This window comes from Corynebacterium sp. sy017, from assembly GCF_017918135.1.
Taxonomy (GTDB): domain Bacteria; phylum Actinomycetota; class Actinomycetes; order Mycobacteriales; family Mycobacteriaceae; genus Corynebacterium.
This window is the reverse complement of sequence record NZ_RZUE01000001.1, coordinates 736650-758727: the sequence shown is the minus strand read 5'-3', so window position 1 is coordinate 758727 and position 22078 is coordinate 736650. Positions and strand designations below refer to the sequence as shown.

Here is a 22078-nt window from a genome sequence, read left to right as displayed (position 1 = left end):
GTGCCCCGACCAAGGAGAATTATGGCTTCCGACGCAACCCAAGGCTTTAGCACTGCAAGTATTCATGCAGGATATGAACCAGATTCGCTCTATGGCTCAATCAATACACCAATTTATGCGTCGACCACATTTGCACAAAATGGTCTGAATGAATTGCGCGGTGGTTTTGAGTACACTCGCTGCGGTAATCCCACTATTGCTGCTTTAGAAAAAACAGTTGCAGCCTTGGAACAAGCCAGCTACGGGCGTGCTTTTTCTTCAGGAATGGCAGCGATCGACCTTGTGCTACGCGCTATATTGCGCCCAGGTGATCACCTTATCTTTGGGCATGATGCCTACGGTGGTACTTTTCGCCTGGTAGATACCACATTCCGTGAGTGGGGAATTACCTATACTGTGGTCGACACCACCAAAGTGGAAGATGTTGCCGCAGCAATTCAAGACACGACAAAGCTCGTCTGGTTAGAAACTCCATCAAATCCTACCTTGGCGGTCAGTGATATAGCAGCTATTGCGGGTGCCATTGCCGATTATGGCATTACCCTCGCCGTGGACAACACCTTTGCCTCGCCATATTTGCAGAACCCCTTGCTCCTTGGTGCTGATATTGTCATTCATTCCACTACCAAATACCTTGGTGGACATTCTGATGTGGTCGGCGGTGTTGTGGTGACCAATGACGCTACCCTCGACGAACAACTTGCGTTCCTCCAAGGTGGCGTAGGGCCAATCCCTAGCGTTTTTGATGCGTATCTGACTGCGCGCGGAATAAAAACATTGGCGCTGCGCATGGAGCGTCATTGCGATAATGCTGAGGCAGTGGCGCAATTATTGCGCAGCAGTGACAAAGTGGCGCGCGTGTTTTATCCAGGTCTTAGTGATGATCCTGGGAATGAGGTTGCAACAAAGCAGATGAAACGCTTTGGTGGCATGGTGTCGGTACTCTTTCATACTGAGCAGGCAGCACGCACATTTTGTCTATCGACCAAGCTGATTTGTTTGGCTGAGTCTTTGGGCGGGGTGGAATCTTTGCTTGAGCACCCCGCAACTATGACGCACCAATCTGTGACTGGCTCTAGCCTAGAGGTACCTCGTGAATTGGTGCGTATTTCTTTGGGTATTGAAGACACCGAAGATTTGCTTGCCGACGTCACCCAAGCCCTTGAACAGCTCTAATGCTTAGGCTCTGCGTCGAAAAGCTGATTGCGTAAGGTGCGTTCTTGATCATCTTTTGCCTCGGCAATAACGCGATGTAGTCCACCTGGAATATCGGCTGCTAAAAAGGCTTGAGCGCGCGCAATGCCAGCCGAGCTGATATCCCAGCGCGGATAAATACCACTGACAATGGATAAAGCCACGTCGGGCTGGAGGTTATGCCAGATTGAGGTAGCTAACTCAAAGAATTGTTCATTGAATTGTTCCAGATAAGGTGCGCTACCGCTAAAAGCAAAACCTTCTATTGTGTGCCGCAATTCTAAGTTACTCAGCGGATTAGGAATCGCAGTGAGCTGGGCAAACACTGTTTGTTTATTCTCTGTGGTATTGATCGCTGCTGCTGCTCGCAAAGCAGCCACATGACCTGCAGAGGTATTATCCGCAGCGCGAAGTGCGGCAATTTCTTGTTCAGCCTGCTCGGGACTATAGCAACCGTGCGCTATTAAAGCGGTCAATGCCCACCAGCGCAAGGAATTATCAATGCTGATTCCGGCTAGTGCGCTGGAACCGGCAAGAATATCACGGAAAATTGTTACCGCATCGTCGTTGAGGTGTGCCTTGGCAAGGTGCTGGATAAAAGCGAGTTGTTCATCAGAACCAGGCTGAGCATTGCGTAGCCCCTCGACGAGAGCTGCTGCGAAATACGCGCGTCCTTGTTCCTTCGCCCACTGTGGATCGGCGTACAATTCCAAGGCGGTATGTGCTTGTCCTAGCAGTAGCTCTAGGACTGAGATTTCTGTTTCTTTTTGGGCATGGTTGGCAACTAAGCGAATGAAGTCCCGTGCTTTCATCTGTGCATTGCGCGTCATCTGCCAGGCAGCTGACCAGCATAAGGTGCGTGGCATAGGGTCGACGAACTTATCCATATGCTCAATGATTGTGTGCAATGAGTTTTCATCTAGGTGCATGAAACAATAGGCAAGATCATCGTCGTTGACGAGCACAACATCAGCAACCGCACTACCAACCAATTCAGGTATTTCCACGCGCTCACCCGTAATATCTACCTCAATGCGCTGGATGCGAACTAGGTGATCGTCGATAAGTGAATACAGGCCTACAGCTGTGCGATGGGTGCGTAACTCACCAGCGCCAGGATAAGCGCCGCTTTGGGTGATGGCAAAGCTCGTGTATGTGCCATTGTCTGCGTCAAAGACAGGGGCAAGGGTATTGATACCAGTGGTTTTGAGCCATTGCTGTGCCCAGTCGGACAGGTCGCGCCCAGAGGCTTGTTCGAGGGCGTTGAGAAGGTCGTCGAATGTGGCGTTGCCAAAAGCATGAGTGGCGAAGTGTTGGCGCACTCCTGCGAAAAAAGCGTCACGACCAACGTAGGCTTGCAATTGTTTGAGCACGCTTGCCCCCTTTGCGTAGGTGATGCCGTCGAAGTTTTGCTCCACGGTTTCGATGTCGCGCGCATCGGTAGAGATGGGGTGGGTGGAGGGGAGTTGGTCTTGTTTATATGCCCAGGATTTTTCGGTATTGGCAAAGGTCACCCATGCTGTGTCGTATTGGGTATTTTCTGCTTGAGCAATAACAGAACCCCAGGTAGCGAAGGACTCGTTGAGCCAGAGATCATCCCACCATGACATTGTGACCAGATCCCCAAACCACATATGTGCCATTTCATGCAAAATGGTTTCGCAACGGCGCTCATAGCGATACCGTGTTACTTTATCAGCGAAAACGTACTCGTCGCGGAAGGTAACGGCACCCGCATTTTCCATTGCGCCTGCGTTGAATTCCGGAACGAAGAGTTGGTCGTATTTGTCAAAGGGATAGGCGATACCAAAATTGGCGTGGTAGAAGTCGAAACCTTGCTTTGTTTCTTGGAAAATCACCTCGGCGTCGAGATGCTGTGCAAGAGATTTACGACAATAAAGCCCAAGGTCAATGCTGAGCTCATGTGGTTGATCCGCTGGAGTTTGCTGGTGGTGGGTCAAAGTTCCAGTCCAGGTATCCTGCACGCTATGGTAGTGACCTGCACATAGCGCAACGAGATAGGTGGAAAGCGGATAGTCGATGCGGGAATGGAATAGTGCTTTATCTGCCTGTTCATGCTTTTCGACGCGTTGTCGTGCGTTGGTGATGATGTGGTAATCCTGCGGCGCAATGACATGAATATCGTAGGTGGCTTTAAGATCTGGCTGGTCAAAGCAGGCAAAGACTCGCTTTGCGTCTGCTGTCTCGAATTGGGTGTAGAAGTATGTTTCATCATCGGCAGGATCAACAAAGCGATGTAAGCCCTGCCCAGTGCGAGAATACTCGCAGAGGGCATGAATGGTGAGGGTGTGCTGGCCAGGTTCAAGGTCAGCTAGGGTAAGACCTTGGTGAGAGTCGTACTCGGTGGGGGTGATGTCTTTTCCATCAAGTGTGGCTTGGTGGATTTCGCGGGCAATGAGATCAATAAAGGTACTGCCAGGCTTTTTTGTGGTGAATGTTACTGTCGTGTGTGAGGGAAAGGTGTGGCTGTCGTGTGTGAGGTCAATGGTGAAGTCGTAATGTGCCACCTCAAGTAGTTCTTTGCGTTGTTGTGCGTCGGAGCGCGTGAGATTTGTTGAGCGATGATTCATTTTCCCTGCTTTCTGTTCATTACTGTGTGTGGTTATTTATTGCATCTATTCTATCCGGGAGGATGAGAGTCAAGTCTAAGCGGAGTACCCTCATAAGGGGATGCCGCGTAAAGGCGTGTGCAGAGTGCAATTGTTTATAAGAGTTGAGGAAGAATATGAGTAATGAAGTAACGTTCTGGTTTGATGTGTCGTGCCCGTTTTGTTGGGTGACTTCACGTTGGATAAAAGAAGTAGAGCAGGTGCGTGATATTAAGGTGCAGTGGGTGCCTATGTCTTTGTCAGTGCTCAATGAAGGGCGTGATCTTGATCCGGCGTATATGGATAAGATGAAAGCTAATTGGGGTCCAGCTCGTGTTTTTGCTGCCATTGCCACAGAACACCCGGAGAAACTTGATGAGCTTTATACAGATTTAGGAACTCGTATTCACCCTGGTGGGCAGGGTGCAAAAGCAGGGTATGACGCTTATGATGAGTTGATTAGCGAGTCTTTGGCCGCAGTTGGTTTGGATAGTGCATATGCGCAGGTTGCTCATACGCAGCAGTGGGATGAGCAATTGCGTAAGTATCACAGTACCGCTATGGATGCAGTGGGGGATGAAGTGGGAACTCCCGTGGTAAAAATGGGTGATACCGCATTCTTTGGTCCGGTTATTACTCGTATTCCGCGTGGTGAAGAAGCCGGAAAGCTTTTCGACGCGGCGGTGCAGTTGGCTTCGTATCCTTATTTCTTTGAGATTAAGCGTTCGCGTAGCGAATCTCCTCGTTTTGACTGAGAGTTCTGCTGGGGTTTTGGATAGGATAAAGAGTATGCGCGTATATCTTGGAGCGGACCATGCAGGGTTCGAGATGAAAAACATTATTGCTGAGCATTTAGAAAAACAAGGGCATGAGGTTATTGATTGTGGTGCGTATGTGTATGACGCTCAAGATGATTACCCTGCGTTTTGTATTGAAGCAGCAAGTCGTGTAGTCAATGATCCTGGTTCTTTAGGGATTGTGTTAGGTGGTTCAGGAAATGGTGAGCAGATCGCTGCTAATAAGGTAAGTGGCGCGCGTTGTGCTCTGGCCTGGTCGCCTGAGATTGCTCGGTTGGCACGCGAGCATAATAATGCACAGTTGATTGGGCTTGGTGGGCGAATGCACTCCGAGGAAGAGGCATTGGCTATTGTTGATGCATTCTTGGAGCAGGAGTGGTCTAAAGAGGAGCGCCATCAGCGTCGTATTGATATTCTTGCTGATTATGAGCGTACTGGTATTGCCCCTGAGGTTCCTGCTGCGCCAGAAACAAACTAAGTAGTTTGTGGATTTTGACCTGGTTGTCCTGGTGGACTACCAGGTTTTATTATTGCGTGCGGCAGTACTGGTGCTATGGGTGTGATTAGTGGGCAAATGCTTAGAAATCGAAGTCAAAGCCATCGCCGCCGAAATCGCCGAAGCCATCAAAATTGAAGAAACCACCATCGTCAGAGCCAGCATCGCTGAAATCTGCATCTGCACCGGAATCTGCGGCATCGAGTCCTTCTTGGTAGCCGTCGGCATAGCCATCAGACCAGGCATCACTATTGATACCGCTCATTCCGGTAAAGAGAGAACTCCACATTGCAAAGGAAAGACCAGTCCACACCCCAGAAAGCATGGCGTCAGCCCACCAAGGTGCAGAATACCAGCCAGCTGGCACCGGGCGACCTGCGACAACCCCACCGGGGTAGTAGTTTGGGGTGGCGTCGGTAGCGACGGGAGAAGCAGTGAGCACTTGACCGTTTTCTTGAGTGATAGTGCGTGTTTCGGTGACTTTTCCAGCTTTCTTTTGCCCCTCAAGAAGCGGCAACTCTGGGCCTGCGGGCAGCCCCATGATTTCGCGCGCTGCGTGCATATAGTACAAGCCCTCAAGAGCTGATTCTCGCGCAAGTTCTGCTTGGCGAACTGTGGTGGCCTGGGCGATTTGTGAAGAAGCTGCAGTATAGCGCTCAGAGGCATCAGCAATAGCCTGCGTAGACGCGGCATCGGTGCCCGCAATAGTGAGAACTTGGGAACCCAAACGCTCAGTCCAACGACGCGCGTCGGCAATGGCATCCTCAAATTTTCCTTGTTCTAGCTGCTTATTGTTTGTTTTAGCACGAAGCGCTAGTGCGACAACAGCAAGAGCAAGTAGGGAAAGTAAAATCAGCATGGGCACTCCGAACCAGGCGAGAATTACGGCTTAAGTTTTCTAATTCCCCAACGACGCAGCGTCGAAAATAGTTCCTATGCGCAGGCTCAAGAGTTGTGCGATGATTTTGTCTTTTTGCGCGTTGCTACCCACTCTTCAATGTCTTTACGGTCCCAGAGAGTAAGTCCATGAAGCTTAGCGACGGGTGCTGGTGCGCGTCCGCGCCCTGCATAGCTGGTGAATGTGCCGCGAGCAGTGTGAGAAAATGTAGCACATTCGATAGCTGTCCATAGCTCATGACCAGTATCAATGTCGATTATCTTCGGTTTCATGGTTGCATAGTAACTAAGTTTTCTCAGCAATTCGACGCGTGTGTTTCTATCGACCGGCACATTTTCTAAGGAAGAGCAAGAAAAAGGGCAGGTGAGTGCGTATATTATCCGGGCCATTTTTCTTAAAAGTTTTTAGCTGCAATTGTGCTGTTTCCCTGCTGGAAAAGCAGTGGGAAACGGTGGCGGCAATTGCGAAGGAAAGTGCGGGGAGGAGATAGAAAAGAGGCGGTTCGAGCAGGAGATTTTGTTTTTTGCAAGGTTTGTACTACTCTCTGAGGGAGCGCAAAGCGTTGTGGGAATGTCGTATAGTGGCTAATACCTCAGCCTTCCAAGCTGAAGACGCGGGTTCGATTCCCGTCATTCCCTCCATTTTTCTTTATGCCAGGGGCATAAAGAATTTTTTTATTTCTGCGGAGTCACCCACAAAGCCTAATTGACATTAGGTTCGCGTGTGCCAAGATAGAGGAATGACGGATACTTCGCAGCATTCTTCCCCGCACACTACCCACATTCCGCTTCTCGACGACCCGACAACCGCCCAGGTAAGACGCATTGCGCAAGCTCTCAGCGCGGATAATGCTCATACTGACAGCAATCTATTTGTCATTGATGACGGTGAGAATATCGTTCAAGCGCTCGCGAATGGAATTGTGCTCACGGAGGTATTTGTCACAGGCGACACTGAGATTGATGCTCCTACCCAGAGGGCACTCGACGAACACGGATTACCTGTGTATCGTTTGGCAGTTCATGTGGCAAAGCACCTTTTTGGGACGCAAAAACGCTCTCGTCTGTTTGCACTGGCACAGGTTCCACAGTCTGCTCAGCTCAGCGATATTACACATCTACATGGCGATATTATTGTGTTAGATGGGGTAAAGCTGGCGGGGAATATCGGGGCTATTACCAGAACTGCGTGTGCACTGAATGCCTCGGCAGTGGTGCTAGTAGATAGTGACTTAACATCTATTGTGGATCGTCGTTTAGTGCGTGCTAGCCGAGGGACAGTTTTTGCATTGCCGGTTGTATTAGCGCAGCGCAGCGATTTTGTGCGCTATGTCCAAGAACACAACATTGCGTTAGCAACATTAAGCGCCGACGCCGCCCACCCCATTAGCGAGATCGCACAGGTGCAGCAGCGGCTTGCTATTTTGATGGGCAGCGAGCGTCATGGGCCGTCGACGCAACTTGATTCTTTAGCGTCAATGCGTTTTTCGATACCGATGAGCGATAAGGTGGAATCACTCAACGTGTCTGTGGCAACAGCTATCGCATTATTTGCTCACTCCATGCGATGAAAGGTAAGTAGCAATGCACAAGGTCAAAGCCCTAATAATTGCGTATTTTTTGACTGTGTTGTGTGGGGCTATGACCAGTATTGGGGTGTCTGTGCATTTTGCTACGACGGGGGCGAGCGCGGGGGTGGTCAGCGGTACGCTTATTGCGAGTGCGTGTGCGAGTATTTTTGTTGCGCCTTTCTTAGCGCCGGTGTTTGATAAGTTTTCAATCCGTACTGTTGCCATTGGCAGCATTATTGGTGAGATAGTGGTGCTGGTGACGCTGGTTTTGTTTTTGCGTCCTGTGGTGTTGATTGCGGGGACGTTGGTTAGTTCGGCGTTGGCTGGGGTGAGTATCCCGGCGATTTTTTCGTTAACGGAAAAACTTGCGCCTGATTTGGCGGCGGCGCAGGTGTTTTCCAGGCTTGATACTGCGCGTCTTGTTGGTGGTTTTGTTGGTTCAGCTGCTGGCGGTGTGGTGGTTGAGCGGGTGTCGCTTTCTGGTGCGTTTCTCGCAGAGATCGTTGTGAACCTGTGTGTGATTGTGGTGTTGTGCGTGGTGGGGGCACCGCGTGTGGGTGATGATGAGCAGTGTCAGGGTGCAGGGGGAGATCAGCGTAGTTTTTGGCGGCGTTTGGTGGAAGCGCCTTCGTTGTTGCTGCGTCATCGGCAGGCGCGTGTGGCGTTGCAGAGTATTTGGGTGGCGATTATTTTTACGTCGGTGTATAACGTGGCGTTGGTGTTTTTTGCGTTGAATGAGTTGCATGCTGGGGGTTTGGGGTATGCGGTGTTGGGGCAGGGGTTTGTTGTGGGGCGTATTGTGGGGGCGCGGTTGTCGTCGCGGGTGCGTGAGGGGAATGCGTTTGTGGTGTTGATTGTTGGTGGTGTGGTGATGGGTGTTGCGATTGCTGGTGTTGGGGTGGGTCGTAGTGTGATTGTGGGGGTGGTGTGTGCGTTGGTTGCGGGGGTGTGTAATGCGGTGCAGGTTGGGGCGTTGCGGTTGTTGATGTGCGGGTGCGTCCGAAGGCTTTGTCGACGATGGGTTCGGTGAATAGTTCGGCGATGTTGGTGGGGTATGTGTGTGGTGCTCCGCTTGTGCAGTGTGTGGGTGGGGGTTGTGCGTTGGTGTTGTCGGGTGTGGGGACGGTTGTGTTTACTGTTTTGCCTGTTGGTGTGACATGGATAGCGAAGAAAATACGACGTACTTAGCGACGCATGAGCTGGCATATTTCCTGTTCTGTAGTTATGATGAGTGTGCTTTTAGGTTTTTCTCAGCTTTGTTTTGAGGGAATCTAGAAAGTGTTTTGTTCTTTTTCCTAGGAGAATAGAGGAAATATGTTTTTACAACGTTTTGCTAAGCGTGCTGCGGCTGTGGTTGCCGTAAGTATGCTTGGTGCGGGTTTTCTAGCCCCCCCCCCTCGGTATTAGCCGGTGGCTATGCGAATGATATTGGTGCGTGGGGTGGAGTGGACTGTGACACTGGTTCTACCTGTGTGAAACAAGTGGGGGATGAAACACAGGTCACCTGGCAAGTACAATTATCACCTTTGGTGATGTCTGAGGATCACATCCAAACCTCTCGTGGTGCGCAAATCATGATCCCATCAACGGTGAAAGATGTGTCTATTAAGCTGACGCATATGCCGGCGCAAAAATACTATGATTTCCCTAACGGATCTATTATGCCGACTGTTGTGCCTGCGAAGATGGTGGATTATCAGGTTCCTATTGTTAATTCAGAGGAAGAACTAACAGATAACGAGACATATTACGTGTCGTCATTTGTGAAGAATCCTCATGGTTCTCTGGAAAATATTGATTCTTATCAGGGTGGTTCATATGGCGTGGAGCCTTCTTCTTATGGATATCAGCCTGATTGGGATTTTTATCAAATTGGCTTGTATGCCATAGGTATTTTTACTTTCGAGGTGACCGGTACTGTTGAAGCAGTTGGTGAGGATACTTATATTCCAATTCGCGCGGATAATGAGTTGTGGAAGTGTTCTTCCGAGGGTGGTGGACCTGGTAGCGCTGAAGAGGGGTGCCAGAGTCTGAAAGATTATTACTGGGGTAACTCTGGTGAGTTGCCTCCTGTGTCTATTCCTATGATTGCGGAGGATGATTCTGCGTCTTCAGCACGTAAAGCAGAGATTGTTCAACGCAATAAAGAAATCGCCCTAGAGAATGAGAAGATTGCTGCTTTGTATGCTGAACAGGGCACGAAGCACGGTTTAACGAATGTGGGTGCGTGTGCGGTTACTCGTAATACTGGTCGGTTCGATACCATTGGTAATGACGTTGAAACTGCTGGTGAGAAGTATGGTAAGTATGTGCAGACGTTTAATCTTCACTTGAATCCTGGGGTGAGGTATTTTGGTCCGCTTAATGGTGCTGAGGATAACTGCGACCAGGGTTTCCAGCATATTACTCTTTGTCCTGATGAGGAGACTGAGGTGCCTCCTAGTGAGGAGCCTGTAGAGTCTGAGGAACCAACACCAAGTGAGGAAACCCAGGAACCTACTCCTTCTGACGAAGAGGAGGTCGATCCTGCTAAGCCTTCTAAGGAAACGGAGGAGCCAACCTCTAGCGAGGAACCACAGGAGTCTGAAGAGCCAACTCCAAGTGAGGAAACCCAGGAACCTACTCCTTCTGAAGAACCACAGGAACCTGAGCAGGAGAAACCTGTGAAGCCGGTTGATCGTCCTGAGGAACGTGAGGAACCAGTTAAGCCTGTTGTTCCACCAACTCTTCCTGACACAGACACTGAGGTTGAGCAGGGTGAGGTTGTTACCACCGTTGTAGAGCCTGAGCAGGACAAACCTGCCGATTCTAAACCAGAATCCAAGCCTGCACCTAAGACTGTTATCTCTGAAAGTGTGAAGGATAACGTCGCTAAGCAGGCTAAGACTGTAGCAAAGAAAGACCGTCCTAAAGTTACTACGGGCGGACATCTGCGCGCAGCGTAAAACTAGTTACTGCATTTACACGTGAACCCCAATCTGTGGCGGTCGGTTAGTGATCACCGCCAAGGATTGGGGTTTTGCGTATGTTTGGGTGCCTAGCGCCACCATGTATCACCAGGTGCAACGGGTAGGTGGCGTTTGTGTTCGCCTGCATACCAGAGTTGTTCTAGGCGTTCACGGCTGTGTGTTGGCACTTCTTGGTTTTCTAGGTAGTTGTCGATGTCGTGGTAGCTCACGCCAAGGGCTTCTTCGTCGGGGAGTCCGGGGCGATTATCTTCTAGGTCGGCGGTGGGAACTTTCTTCCAGGTAGATTCTGGTGCGCCGAGTGCTTGGAGTAGTGCTGCGCCTTGGCGCTTGTTGAGCCCAAAGAGAGGGATAATATCGGCGGCGCCGTCGCCATGCTTGGTGAAGAAACCGGTGATATTTTCTGCAGCATGGTCAGTGCCAATGACGAGCAGTTTCTTTTCGCCTGCGATAGCGTATTGGGCAATCATGCGTTGGCGTGCCTTGATATTGCCTTTGTTGAAGTCGCTCAGTGGTTGTTCTAGTGCGGCACTTGCTGCGGCGACGGCAGCGTCGGTGGCGTCTTTGATATTGATGACAATGCTGTGATCTGGAGCAATGAACTCTAGTGCGGTACGCGCGTCAGCTTCATCGGCTTGTACTCCATATGGCAAGCGTATCGCCCAAAAAGCTACTTCTTTGCCTTCCTTTCGCAGCTTTTCGACGGCTTTCTGTGCCAGTTTTCCAGCCAGGGTCGAATCCTGGCCGCCTGAGATGCCGAGGGCAAAGCCGCAAGCTCCGCTGGCGCTGAGATAGTCACAGAGGAAATTGATGCGCTTGGTGATTTCTGTTTGTGGGTCGAAAGCGGGAGCGATATCTAACTCTTGGATAATTTTTTCTTGTAGACTGCGCCCTTTTTCTTTATTTGCGCTGGTGGTGGTAGTGGGGCTTGGGGAAGGGTTGTGAGTATTCATGGTTTTATCCTAGTAGTATTTTGTATTTAGGGCGCGACTGTAATACGATGTTTCTTCGTGTCGTAGATAGATTTATTTATCCGTGTTCTATCTACTGTATAGGTATTGTGAAGTCTCATGCTTTGCTGGCTTCGCTTTTATGATTCAAGAAAGGAGCGCCCAATGAAGGTTCGTAAATCCCTTCGGTCGCTGAAGAACAAGCCTGGCGCTCAGGTTGTGCGTCGCCGTGGCAAAGTTTATGTGATCAACAAGAAAGAGCCACGTTTTAAGGCTCGCCAGGGCTAATTTCAGCTTTGCATTATCGCCTTGACTACTTATGTGTAGTTAAGGCGATTTTTTATTAACCAGAAAACTCTAGAAAATCGCACAAAATATAAAAACTATGTTTAGTGTCACACTATCGATATTTTTCTGTTCCCTTAAAAACGGCAATCATGCGCTGAACTGGGCAAATGGTGATATGGCAACAAAGGGCAAACAACACCGATGTAATTTCTTTAACGAAAATTATCGCTATATCTGGGGGCTGCTTAAGTGCCATGCTGGGAATTTCATCCATGTAACTACTATATATAGTATATGTTGCATACTTCCGACACAAAGTATAGTGTTTAATCTCGATTGCTAGTGAGAACCAGCAGCAAGGTGCCAAGGCATATCTGCTGGTGCGAGGAGAACGTAAGGAATACCCAATGTCGATTACTGTGTACACCAAACCAGCTTGTGTTCAATGCAACGCCACCAAAAAGGCACTTGACCGCGCAGGTCTTGACTATGAACTCATCGACATTAGCGTTGATGATGAGGCTCGCGACTACGTAATGGCACTCGGATACCTCCAAGCCCCTGTCGTAGAGGCTAATGGCGAGCACTGGTCAGGTTTCCGCCCAGAGCGCATTCGCACCCTCGCAGCGCAAGTTGCCTAAGCGCCATCTTTTTTGCCCCAACAGGGGCTTTTCTATTTCCGGTCTATTCCTAAGCAGAAGAAGCAGAAGAGGAGTCGCGTATGCTCATCGTTTACTTTTCCTCTGCCACGGAAAACACAAAGCGTTTCGTCGAAAAGCTCGGTTTTCCGGCGCAGCGCATCCCGTTGCATTCTGCAGAACAGCCCCTAGAAATACGCGAACCCTATGTGCTGATATGCCCTACCTACGGTGGGGGAGCGTCGATAAGCGGAGCCACATCACGCCCAGTGCCGGTGCAAGTGATTCGGTTCTTAAACGATGAACGCAATCGCTCGTTTTTGCGGGCAGTGATTGCCGGGGGAAACACCAACTTTGGCGCAGACTTCGCAAAGGCTGGGGATATTATCGCGAAAAAATGCAACGTGCCTTTTGTTTATCGCTTCGAGCTTATGGGCACAGATGAAGATGTGCGAGTAGTCAGAGCCGGTCTTCTCGCTCATGCTCAGCGCTTAGGACTAGAACACACACCAACACCACCACAATCAAGAAAAGAAAAGGTTTCCTAAAACATGAACGCAGCAAATCTAGGTCGAACCGTCGCAGAGCCTGCTAGCCGCCAGGAACAATTGGATTACCACGCGCTTAACGCATTGCTCAACCTCTACGACGCTGAGGGCAATATCCAATTTGATAAAGACCGCGAAGCAGCAAATCAATTCTTCTTGCAGCACGTCAACCAAAACACCGTATTCTTCCATGATCTTGAAGAAAAAATCGACTACCTGGTCACCAATAAATACTACGACCCAGAAGTGATCGAAAAATACGAATTCGCCTTCATTAAGCAGCTGTTCAAGCAGGCATATGCGCACAAGTTCCGGTTCCCGACATTCCTTGGCGCATACAAGTATTACACCTCTTATACTCTCAAAACCTTCGACGGAACCCGTTACCTAGAGCGTTTTGAGGATCGCGTGTGCATGGTAGCGCTCACGCTTGCCGACGGGGACACCACGCTAGCGCAAAACCTCGTCGACGAAATTATGGCTGGTAGATTCCAACCTGCAACGCCAACATTCCTCAACTCCGGCAAAGCGCAACGTGGTGAACCAGTATCGTGTTTCCTCTTGCGTATCGAAGACAATATGGAATCCATTGGACGCTCGATTAACTCCGCACTACAGCTCTCAAAGCGCGGTGGTGGCGTCGCATTATTGCTATCTAACCTGCGTGAAGTAGGAGCGCCAATTAAGCACATTGAGAACCAGTCTTCTGGTGTTATTCCCGTGATGAAGCTATTGGAAGACTCTTTCTCCTACGCAAATCAATTAGGCGCGCGCCAAGGTGCAGGTGCGGTGTATCTGAGTGCGCACCACCCTGACATCCTCAGCTTCTTGGATACCAAGCGTGAAAATGCTGATGAGAAAATCCGTATCAAGACCCTCTCCCTTGGCGTGGTAATCCCGGATATCACCTTTGAGCTGGCCAAGCGCAATGATGATATGTACCTTTTCTCGCCATACGACGTCGAGCGCGTCTATGGTAAGCCTTTTGCTGATATTTCCATTACGGAGCACTATGAGGAAATGGTGGAAGATCCACGCATTCGTAAGAAGAAAATCAATGCGCGAGAGTTCTTCCAAACAATTGCGGAAATTCAGTTTGAGTCTGGTTACCCCTACATTATGTTTGAGGACACAGTCAATAAGGCGAACCCTATTGCTGGACGTATCAATATGTCTAACCTGTGTTCCGAGATTCTTCAGGTAAATACCGCCTCTTATTTCAATGATGATCTCAGCTATGCGCAGGTAGGCGAGGATATTTCTTGTAACCTTGGCTCTCTTAACATCGCAATGGCTATGGATTCACCCGACTTCGCCATCACTATCGAAACCGCTATTCGTGGTTTGACTGCGGTGTCTGCGCAGACTGCAATCAACTCTGTGCCTTCCATCAAAAAAGGCAATGACGCAGCTCATGCCATTGGGCTAGGTCAAATGAACTTGCACGGTTATTTGGGTAGAGAGCACATTCACTATGGCTCTGAAGAAGGTCTGGACTTTACCAATGCCTACTTTGCCGCAGTGCTCTACCAATGTTTGCGTGCCTCCCATAAATTGGCGCAAGAACATGGGCAGCCTTTTGCTGGGTTCGCTGATTCTGAATATGCTTCTGGAGCATATTTTGATCGCTTTGACCCAGCAGAGTTTGAGCCAAAAACTGAGAAAGTAAAGCAACTTTTCGCTAACTCATCTATTCATACCCCAAGTGCTCAGGACTGGCAGGCACTAAAAGAAGATGTCATGCGCGATGGTATCTTTAATCGCTATCTTCAAGCTGTGCCACCGACCGGTTCGATTTCTTATATCAATAACTCGACCTCGTCGATTCACCCTATTGCCTCTAAAATTGAGATTCGTAAAGAGGGCATTATCGGTCGCGTGTACTATCCGGCACCGCATATGAACAACGATAACTTGGAGTATTACGCTGACGCCTATGAGATCGGCTATGAAAAGGTTATCGACACTTACGCAGTAGCAACCAAATATGTTGACCAAGGTCTGTCATTGACCTTGTTCTTCAAGGACACTGCTACTACTCGCGATATTAACCGAGCGCAAATTTACGCATGGCGTAAAGGAATTAAGACCTTGTACTACATCCGTTTGCGTCAGGTAGCTTTGGAAGGAACCGCTGTGGAGGGCTGCGTTTCTTGTATGCTCTAAGCGCTTAAAACGCTAGTTTTCGTATAGCGTTATGCAGCGGACCTAATCGCGTTGCAACGGCAAAAAGGGCGTGTACCTCGTGGTGAGGTGCACGCCCTTGGGTTTGTTTATGCCAGGGATTAGCGAGCGCCAAGCTCAGCGTCGATCCGCAAAATACCTGAACCGGAATCTGCGATACGCAGGCGGTCAAGAATTTCTTTCACTGTGGATTCTTCTTCGATTTGCTCGTTGAGGAAGTGGTCGAGCAGTGGGCGAGAATCATAATCCTTAACAGAATCAGAAAGAGCTGCCAGCTCACGGATAAGACCAGAGATCTTCTGCTCATGAGCAAGAGCTGCCTCAAATGCGTCAATTGGGCCGTTGACATCTACCTTTGGTGGCTGAATATCGCCGATTTGTGGGGTGTAGTCACGATCGAGCAAGTGCTGAGCGAAAGCCTGTGCGTGCTCAAGTTCTTCAGCGTGCTGAGCTTTCATCCAGTCGCGCATTCCGGAGAGGCCAAGGTCGTCGAGAACATAAGAGAGCTGAAGGTAAATAAGAGATGCTTCTAGCTCTGCGGTTACTTGATTATTTAGTGCTGTAGCCAGCTTTTCATTGATACTCATGCCACAGATATTAAGCCTAGTTATGGCAGCTGTCATCTAAGGTAAGCGCAGCTTAAGTGCATTTTTGGGATAGGTTTGGCTAAGGGAAGTTCAATAAATAGGCGGTTATTTTTAAGAGATGATTATCTAAAAGATGTGGTCAATCCCACTTTCCATCAGTGCCGCCGTGGAAGCTGGATTGTATAAGGGCAACCTTATTACATCAAATTATGTGATAAATCTAACATGAAATCGGGTCGTCGATATGCTGCCGACGCACTTCTCGAGCGCAAGAACTGCCGGTGCGTCGACGCTGCCGCGGGTGTTTGCCGCGGGGGTTCTTATGCGTTTCATTCGCACAATATGTGCTCGTTCGCGCGATTGAGGGTACGCTACATAAAAGTAAAGTTTTTCTTAGAAAGAAGGCGGCATATATGAGTGTGCACGACGGCTCTCCTCAAAGTTCTCCCACCCCAGTGCGGGCAATTAACTGGAATAACATTCCAGATGAAAAAGACTTAGAAGTATGGGATCGTCTCACTGGTAATTTCTGGTTGCCAGAGAAAGTGCCAGTATCTAATGATGTGAAAAGCTGGAATACGCTCAATGAGCTAGAAAAGCAAACCACAATGCGAGTATTTACCGGGCTTACTCTCTTGGATACTATCCAGGGAACCGTGGGTGCAATATCAATGGTTCCTGATGCCTTGACTCCTCATGAGGAGGCGGTTTATACCAATATCGCTTTCATGGAGTCAGTGCACGCCAAAAGCTATTCCAATATCTTCATGACTCTCGCCTCCACTAAAGAGATTAACGAGGCGTTTAGATGGTCAGAAGAGAATGAAAACCTGCAGCAAAAAGCAAAAATTATTCTTTCGTATTATGAGGGCGAGGACCCACTCAAGAAAAAAGTAGCGTCTACTCTCTTAGAGTCATTCCTGTTCTACTCTGGTTTCTACTTGCCAATGTACTGGTCAAGTCACGCTAAGCTGACCAATACTGCCGATATTATTCGGCTTATCATTCGCGACGAAGCGGTGCATGGCTATTACATTGGCTATAAGTATCAGCGTGGGCTGGAGAAAGTAGAGCAGCAGCGTCGTGATGAGCTTAAAGAATATGCTTTCGACCTGCTCTATGATCTCTACGATAATGAGACTCAGTATTCAGAAGATCTTTACGACAATCTTGGTTGGACTGAGGATGTTAAGCGTTTCTTGCGCTATAACGCCAATAAGGCGCTTAATAATCTTGGCTATGAGGGGCTATTCCCGGCAGATGAGTGCCGTGTCTCGCCTGCAATTCTTTCTGCGCTTTCGCCCAATGCCGACGAAAACCATGACTTCTTCTCTGGCTCTGGTTCTTCTTATGTGATTGGTAAGGCAGAGAACACCACCGACGAGGATTGGGACTTCTAGTACCATCCCTCTACTGCTTAACGACGCTCACCCGTAGTTCATCGACTGCGAAAATAACGGGTGGGCGTCGTTGGTGTATATGGCCATAGCCTGCACTTATCAACCTTTGGATTGATTACTGTTAGGGGGAAATGGGGAGGTTGGTGCGGGGTAAAAAGAGCGGGGGAGTGCAGTGAAAAATGTGTTACCTATCACTATTTTTTGGTGGGTGGTGTTGGGAAAGCTATGGGAAAGATTTATATCGGGCGTGGACTTATGGTTTTTTCCAGGAAAAATGATGCGCTCAGTTTCTCTTCGGTGAGGTATTCGGGATAAAATTAAGGAAATCTTAGTCAAGAAATGGCTGGATTAAACATTTATGCTGCAATAAGATAAAGGCAGCGTATTTTTGGGCTGCTTACTTTTCGCTAAAAGATGGTAGCCCTCTTAGTCAGGAGGAACGTATGACCTATGTGGCGCCACGGCGTGAGGATTACTCAGAGCCAACCAGACCTGCGCCAGCTGGTAATGGTCGAAAAGGCTCATTAGCCTGGACAATGCTTACCACCACCGACCATAAACTACTTGGCGTTATGTATATCGTCATGTCTTTCGTGTGGTTCTTTGTTGGTGGTTTGATGGCTTTGCTTATCCGTGCTGAGTTGTTCTCACCAGGATTGCAATTCCTATCAAATGAACAGTTCAACCAGCTTTTCACCATGCACGGAACCGTCATGCTTTTGGCATTCGGTACGCCAATCGTGTGGGGTTTTGCTAACTATGTTTTGCCACTGCAAATCGGTGCACCAGATGTGGCATTCCCTCGTCTAAATGCTTTTGGTTTCTGGATTACCCAGATCGGTATTGTGGCAATGCTTGCTGGGTTCCTTACCCCAGGTGGTGCTGCAGACTTCGGTTGGACCATGTACCAGCCACTTGCTGATTCTATTCACTCACCAGGAATCGGCTCAGATATGTGGATCGTAGGTGTGGGTGCTACCGGTGTTGGTACTGTGGCATCTGCAATTAACATGATCACCACGTTGATCTGCTTGCGTGCACCTGGTATGACAATGTTCCGTTTGCCAATTTTCAGCTGGAACATTTTTGTGGCATCCGTGCTTGTGCTCATGATCTTCCCATTGCTTCTTGCAGCGGCATTGGGCGTACTCTACGACCGCAAACTCGGTGGTCACATTTATGATCCAGGCAATGGCGGCGCTGTATTGTGGCAACACCTATTCTGGTTCTTCGGACACCCTGAGGTATATGTTCTTGCCTTGCCATTCTTCGGTATTGTGTCTGAGATTATTCCAGTATTCTCCCGTAAACCAATGTTCGGTTATATCGGTCTGGTATTCGCAACCCTATCTATCGCTACCTTGTCTATGGCAGTGTGGGCGCACCATATGTTCGTTACCGGCGCTGTGCTCTTGCCATTCTTCTCCTTCATGACCTTCCTTATCTCCGTTCCTACTGGTGTTAAGTTCTTCAACTGGTTGGGAACAATGTGGAAGGGTCATATCTCTTGGGAGACTCCAATGATCTGGGTGATGGGCTTCCTCGTTACCTTCCTCTTCGGTGGTTTGACCGGTATTATGCTCGCGTCTCCTCCACTAGACTTCCACCTTTCTGAGTCTTACTTCCTCATTGCACACTTCCACTACACCCTCTTTGGTACGGTTGTGTTGGCTGCTTGTGCTGGTGTGTACTTCTGGTTCCCTAAGATCACTGGTCGTATGCTCGACGAGCGCCTGGGCAAAGTTCACTTCTGGCTCACCTTTATCGGGTTCCACGGAACCTTCCTCGTACAGCACTGGCTCGGTAACATGGGTATGCCTCGTCGTTATGCTGATTACCTTGACACCGATGGCTTTACTACCTTGAACCAAGTTTCAACAGTGTTCTCATTCCTGTTGGGTATGTCAGTTATCCCATTCGTGTGGAATGTCTTTAAGTCATGGCGCTATGGCGAAATCGTTACCGTTGATGATCCTTGGGGATACGGTAACTCTCTTGAGTGGGCAACCTCATGCCCACCACCACGCCACAACTTCACGTCAATGCCACGCATTCGTTCCGAGCGTCCAGCATTCGAGTTGCATTATCCTCACATGGTTGAGCGTATGCGTCGAGAAGCACACGTGGGGCATCACACTGAACCAGTGACTAAGAAGAAACAAGAAGAACTGGTTTAAGTCGGTTAGCTCAACAGCGTTTCATTCCTTGACTTAAATAATTCTCAACGACCTTCATCTTTAAGCACTCCGCAAAGATGGAGGTCGTTGTGCTACATCTCGATTAAATATCGAAAAGAGTACCTCGTGTCAGTTAAAAAAAATTTACGTCCTAGCGTATCGCTCAAAGAATCATATATTCCTGCCGTCGTCACAGCTGCTGGAGCAGATCGACAAGGTGTTACCGCAGCGTTCTTCCGAGTGCTAGCTTCACATGATGTTCAAGTGCTCGACGTGGAACAATCACAATTTAGAGGTTTCCTCTCCTTGGCGGCTTTCGTAGGTGTTAATCCACAGACAATTGAGAATCTCGAACAAGGTCTGACCGAAACTCTCAAAGCCTATGGGCAAAGCATCACCTTAGAATTGCAAGAAACAGCGCAATCATCACGACCACGATCAACCCATGAAATAGTGGTCTTGGGAGATCCCGTGGAGGCATTAGCCCTGTCTCGCATTGGACAAACCCTCGCTGATTATGGGGCAAATATCGACACAATCCGAGGCATAGCAGACTACCCGGTCACAGGGTTAGAACTCAAAGTGACAGTGGCGAACCCAGAAATAGGCGGCGCCATTCCACTGCGCAAAGCACTCGCACAATTAACCGGCGAACTAGGGGTAGATATTGCCATCGAGCGAGCCGGACTAGCACGTCGCAATAAACGCCTCATCTGCTTTGATTGCGACTCCACACTGATTACTGGCGAAGTCATCGAGATGTTGGCAGCCTATGCTGGCAAAGAAGAAGAAGTTGCTCAGGTAACTGAAAAAGCAATGCGTGGTGAATTAGATTTCGAGCAGTCCTTACGCGAGCGAGTAAAAACCCTGGCAGGCCTAGATGCACGTGTCATTGATGAAGTCGCGCGCGCCATTGTGCTCACCCCAGGAGCACGCACGACGATTCGCACACTAAAGCGGCTTGGCTATAAAACAGCAGTGGTTTCTGGTGGGTTTATCCAAGTGCTTGATGGTCTTGCCGCCGACCTAGAGCTGGACTATGTCCGCGCCAATACCCTAGAGATTGTTGATGGCAAGTTGACTGGGCGAGTCGTTGGAAAAATCGTCGATAGAGAAGCAAAAGCAGAGTTTTTGCGTGAGTTTGCGGCGGACTCAGGACTCGAGATGCGTCAAACCGTTGCCGTGGGCGACGGCGCAAATGACATTGACATGATCTCGGCAGCGGGACTCGGCATTGCATTTAACGCTAAACCAGCATTGCGTGAAATTGCAGATACCTCAGTTAATTCACCGTTCCTCGACGAGGTACTGCATATGCTCGGCATAACGCGCAATGAAATCGAAGCAGCAGAGGAAGAAGCCCAAGGAGGCAGCAGCTACCAGCGGGTACCGCTGGACTAACAACCCCAGAGAGCACAGGAAGCCCCAGAGAAAACGGACACATTATGGATACACTTGCCATTGCTCATCGTCGATTAGCACTGCATTGTCAAGGACGTTATTCGGGTCGTCCTAGGGCGAATGACCAGGAATACCAGACAGAGCTACTGGAAAACCCAGATGATCCGAGCACTATTCAAGCCATGCAAATGGTGCTCCACCTGCCTAAACAACAGCCGCCACCTCGGGCGGATGTGCTTGCCGCTAGCGCACAAGCAGTAGTGGCAGTATGCCTTGCCCCGCAAGCTGGACACGATGGCGCCTGGGCACAAGCCCTAGAGCGCTGGTACACGCACCGGATTCGGAAAGTCGCCAGAAGAGCGCGGGGGAGTGCATGGCACAAAGTGCACGTATTACCTGGGGTGAGCGTCGAAAGTGGACAGGCACAAGTGCGTGCCTTTGTGCCCAGTGCAGTAGCTGAAGTACCCGCACAGATTGCTAAATTGCAAATACATGGTACGGATGTGCCGTATGAGCCTGTGGCACAACCCCCAGCGGAAGATTTGCCTGTCATTTATGTGGATCGCAGTCTGGGCATGACTATGGGAAAGACTGCGGCACAAGTCGGACATGGGGCAATGCTGCTGGCAGCAGAATTATCCTATGCCCACATCCTGCAGTGGCAGCACAATAATTTTGCCTGCACAGTTCGAGAAGTCGATGCGCAACAATTCCGCCTGGCGTGCGACCAAGCACCAGTACGCGTACAAGATGCCGGCTTTACCGAAATCGCACCAGGGTCGGTCACAGTGTGCGCAGCGCCGCGACCGCTAACACTATCACAATGCTAAACCGCGCCAGGATTGATAAGCGCATATAATGCCATGTCATAGTAGCTACCATTGTGGTAGTTATGCTGGCGCAAAATACCTTCTAACTCAGCACCAGCTTGCTCGGCGACATGACGCGAAGCCTGATTATCCACCCGGCAATAAATTTCCACGCGATGCACACCATGAGCAAAAGCATGAGCAAGCACTAACTTCAACGCTCGAGTCTGCAACCCACGACCGCGTGCCCACGGCGCAGTGTTATACCCAACATCAACGCGTCTCGCTTGCTCATCAAGAACACGCAACTCAATAGAACCCAGGTAGTTATCCTCAGGATCTGATAACGCCCAGCGCAAAGCTGGACTCTCAACATAATCGCGTGCGTGTTCCACAGTATAAGGATCAGGAAGTGAAATAAACGCACGCATACGCGTATCGGTGCAACACTGGAATACCGCATCGGCATCTGCGCTACGCAGCGGGCGAAGAATGAGGTCGCCGTCGTTTAGCACGCTGACTGGAACTGTCCAAGAATTCATCGAACTCATTGGATAAGCATACCA

22 protein-coding genes and 1 tRNA gene are annotated in these 22078 nt (G+C 49.5%); 16 read left to right on the top strand and 7 right to left on the bottom strand.

Annotation, left to right across the window (positions count from 1 at the left end; genetic code table 11):
- Positions 1–21 precede the first annotated feature (21 nt).
- Entirely contained in the window at positions 22–1176 is a 1155-nt protein-coding gene (locus tag EML15_RS03410) for a cystathionine gamma-synthase (protein WP_144273402.1), read from the top strand.
- Here the strand turns inward: EML15_RS03410 and pepN are convergent.
- Positions 1173–3785: an aminopeptidase N gene (gene pepN, locus EML15_RS03405; protein WP_144273401.1), complete on the bottom strand. Its 2613-nt coding sequence runs from the start codon at positions 3783–3785 to the stop codon at positions 1173–1175. The genes EML15_RS03410 and pepN overlap by 4 nt on opposite strands.
- 155 nt (positions 3786–3940) lie before the next feature.
- Here pepN and EML15_RS03400 point away from each other — a divergent pair, with 155 nt between their 5' ends.
- A complete protein-coding gene (locus EML15_RS03400; protein ID WP_144273400.1) occupies positions 3941–4558 on the top strand; it encodes a DsbA family protein in 618 nt (205 codons plus the stop codon).
- A 34-nt stretch (positions 4559–4592) separates the two neighbouring features.
- Complete coding sequence (locus EML15_RS03395) at positions 4593–5078, top strand: ribose-5-phosphate isomerase (RefSeq protein WP_144273399.1); 486 nt, start codon at positions 4593–4595, stop codon at positions 5076–5078.
- Between the two features lie 100 nt (positions 5079–5178).
- On the opposite strand, the gene EML15_RS03390 is transcribed toward EML15_RS03395, so the two are convergent.
- Both EML15_RS03390 and EML15_RS03385 read right to left on the bottom strand, forming a co-directional pair.
- A complete protein-coding gene (locus tag EML15_RS03390; RefSeq protein WP_246858068.1) occupies positions 5179–5955 on the bottom strand; it encodes a DUF1542 domain-containing protein in 777 nt (258 codons plus the stop codon).
- Positions 5956–6041: 86 nt separating this feature from the next.
- Complete coding sequence (locus EML15_RS03385; protein ID WP_144273397.1) at positions 6042–6266, bottom strand: hypothetical protein; 225 nt, start codon at positions 6264–6266, stop codon at positions 6042–6044.
- Positions 6267–6560: 294 nt separating this feature from the next.
- On the opposite strand from EML15_RS03385, the gene EML15_RS03380 reads away from it, so the two are divergent.
- The 5 genes from EML15_RS03380 (at position 6561) to EML15_RS03360 (ending at position 10509) form a co-directional block, all read left to right on the top strand.
- A tRNA-Gly gene (locus tag EML15_RS03380) sits at positions 6561–6635 on the top strand.
- 98 nt (positions 6636–6733) lie between these two features.
- A complete protein-coding gene (locus tag EML15_RS03375) occupies positions 6734–7564 on the top strand; it encodes a TrmH family RNA methyltransferase (protein WP_144273396.1) in 831 nt (276 codons plus the stop codon).
- Positions 7565–7577: 13 nt separating this feature from the next.
- Entirely contained in the window at positions 7578–8594 is a 1017-nt protein-coding gene (locus tag EML15_RS03370; RefSeq protein ID WP_144273395.1) for an MFS transporter, read from the top strand.
- Positions 8582–8752 carry a hypothetical protein gene (locus EML15_RS03365; protein ID WP_185967154.1) on the top strand — a complete coding sequence of 57 codons (171 nt, stop codon included), beginning with the start codon at positions 8582–8584 and terminating at the stop codon, positions 8750–8752. Before EML15_RS03370 ends, EML15_RS03365 begins: the two co-directional genes overlap by 13 nt.
- 293 nt (positions 8753–9045) lie before the next feature.
- Positions 9046–10509 carry a hypothetical protein gene (locus tag EML15_RS03360; RefSeq protein WP_144273394.1) on the top strand — a complete coding sequence of 488 codons (1464 nt, stop codon included), beginning with the start codon at positions 9046–9048 and terminating at the stop codon, positions 10507–10509.
- 92 nt (positions 10510–10601) lie between these two features.
- Here the strand turns inward: EML15_RS03360 and nadE are convergent, their stop codons facing one another.
- Positions 10602–11483 (bottom strand): ammonia-dependent NAD(+) synthetase, encoded by an 882-nt coding sequence (gene nadE / locus EML15_RS03355; protein WP_144273393.1) that lies wholly within the window; start codon positions 11481–11483, stop codon positions 10602–10604.
- A gap of 162 nt (positions 11484–11645) precedes the next feature.
- On the opposite strand from nadE, the gene ykgO reads away from it, so the two are divergent.
- Complete coding sequence (gene ykgO, locus EML15_RS03350; RefSeq protein ID WP_005511141.1) at positions 11646–11768, top strand: type B 50S ribosomal protein L36; 123 nt, start codon at positions 11646–11648, stop codon at positions 11766–11768.
- Positions 11769–11880: 112 nt separating this feature from the next.
- On the opposite strand, the gene EML15_RS03345 is transcribed toward ykgO, so the two are convergent.
- Positions 11881–12042, bottom strand: a complete 162-nt coding sequence (locus EML15_RS03345) for a hypothetical protein (RefSeq protein WP_185967153.1) — start codon at positions 12040–12042, stop codon at positions 11881–11883.
- 133 nt (positions 12043–12175) lie between these two features.
- Here EML15_RS03345 and nrdH point away from each other — a divergent pair, with 133 nt between their 5' ends.
- From nrdH to nrdE, 3 genes are all read left to right on the top strand, one after another.
- The gene (nrdH, locus tag EML15_RS03340; RefSeq protein ID WP_144273392.1) at positions 12176–12409 is read left to right on the top strand and encodes a glutaredoxin-like protein NrdH; all 234 of its coding nucleotides are present in this window, start codon (positions 12176–12178) and stop codon (positions 12407–12409) included.
- Positions 12410–12489: 80 nt separating this feature from the next.
- Positions 12490–12954 carry a class Ib ribonucleoside-diphosphate reductase assembly flavoprotein NrdI gene (gene nrdI, locus EML15_RS03335; protein WP_144273391.1) on the top strand — a complete coding sequence of 155 codons (465 nt, stop codon included), beginning with the start codon at positions 12490–12492 and terminating at the stop codon, positions 12952–12954.
- A gap of 3 nt (positions 12955–12957) precedes the next feature.
- Positions 12958–15120 (top strand): class 1b ribonucleoside-diphosphate reductase subunit alpha, encoded by a 2163-nt coding sequence (gene nrdE, locus EML15_RS03330; protein ID WP_144273390.1) that lies wholly within the window; start codon positions 12958–12960, stop codon positions 15118–15120.
- Between the two features lie 119 nt (positions 15121–15239).
- On the opposite strand, the gene EML15_RS03325 is transcribed toward nrdE, so the two are convergent.
- Positions 15240–15725: a ferritin gene (locus EML15_RS03325; protein WP_144273389.1), complete on the bottom strand. Its 486-nt coding sequence runs from the start codon at positions 15723–15725 to the stop codon at positions 15240–15242.
- Positions 15726–16138: 413 nt separating this feature from the next.
- Here EML15_RS03325 and nrdF point away from each other — a divergent pair, with 413 nt between their 5' ends.
- From nrdF to EML15_RS03305, 4 genes are all read left to right on the top strand, one after another.
- On the top strand, positions 16139–17125 hold the full coding sequence (gene nrdF / locus EML15_RS03320) for a class 1b ribonucleoside-diphosphate reductase subunit beta (protein ID WP_144273388.1): 987 nt from the start codon (positions 16139–16141) through the stop codon (positions 17123–17125).
- 443 nt (positions 17126–17568) lie between these two features.
- Positions 17569–19302, top strand: a complete 1734-nt coding sequence (gene ctaD / locus EML15_RS03315) for a cytochrome c oxidase subunit I (protein ID WP_144273387.1) — start codon at positions 17569–17571, stop codon at positions 19300–19302.
- Positions 19303–19428: 126 nt separating this feature from the next.
- Complete coding sequence (serB, locus tag EML15_RS03310; protein WP_246846902.1) at positions 19429–20703, top strand: phosphoserine phosphatase SerB; 1275 nt, start codon at positions 19429–19431, stop codon at positions 20701–20703.
- 44 nt (positions 20704–20747) lie between these two features.
- Complete coding sequence (locus EML15_RS03305) at positions 20748–21533, top strand: aminoacyl-tRNA hydrolase (protein ID WP_144273386.1); 786 nt, start codon at positions 20748–20750, stop codon at positions 21531–21533.
- On the opposite strand, the gene EML15_RS03300 is transcribed toward EML15_RS03305, so the two are convergent.
- Positions 21530–22063 carry a GNAT family protein gene (locus EML15_RS03300; protein WP_144273385.1) on the bottom strand — a complete coding sequence of 178 codons (534 nt, stop codon included), beginning with the start codon at positions 22061–22063 and terminating at the stop codon, positions 21530–21532. The genes EML15_RS03305 and EML15_RS03300 overlap by 4 nt on opposite strands.
- Between the last annotated feature and the right edge of the window lie 15 nt (positions 22064–22078).